The organism is Photobacterium sp. GB-210, from assembly GCF_003026075.1.
Lineage (GTDB): Bacteria > Pseudomonadota > Gammaproteobacteria > Enterobacterales > Vibrionaceae > Photobacterium.
This window is the reverse complement of record NZ_PYNU01000063.1, coordinates 1-640: the sequence shown is the minus strand read 5'-3', so window position 1 is coordinate 640 and position 640 is coordinate 1. Positions and strand designations below refer to the sequence as shown.

The following is a 640-nucleotide window of genomic DNA, read 5'->3' as shown; positions in this document are numbered from 1 at the left end:
ATTGTCCGAGCCGCTGCTTTATTCAGGCTCGTAGGTTCATCTGGTGATACAGACGGTTCACTCATAAAGCGGTGAACAACGCTTCATACGACTTCAGGTCGCACGGACAAAAGTGTGTTACGCACTTAGCTCTATTCTGGCTGGTAAGTATTAGGAAAGGTAGGGATAACGCCGCAATAAGCGGTAAACAAACAGTTGGCTAAAAATTGTGAGGTACGAACAAAAGCCAACTGTTTTTGTCCGTTTAATTGCCTTGTTGAACGAAGCCGCTGCGCGGCAGAGTGAAAACCCATAAGCTCAACTACGGTAAATACACCTTTCCAAAAGGAGTATTTATCATGAATAAAGCACAGCAACATCGTTCAGATTATCTTTATGAACAACACCTTACCCATCTCACCTTGCAAGGTAAACGCCCCGCTACGATAGATGCTTATAGTCGTGCTCTACGTCGCATTACCCATCAACTGGATAAATCACCAGACACATTAACTACCGAAGATCTTAAACAACATTTTACACAACTGATCAAAACACATTCATGGAGTACCGTGAAAATTGATCGCAATGGCTTACAGTTTTTCTTTAAGCATGTCCTTCAACGTGATTGGGAGTGGCTGAACATTGTAAAGCCGCCACA

Annotated in this window: 1 protein-coding gene; it reads left to right on the top strand. The window is 43.1% G+C overall.

Annotated features, from left to right (window positions below; translation table 11 throughout):
• Positions 1-338: 338 nt before the first annotated feature.
• A partial coding sequence (locus C9J38_RS21585; protein ID WP_199195432.1) for a site-specific integrase occupies positions 339-640 on the top strand: 302 nt, incomplete at its 3' end.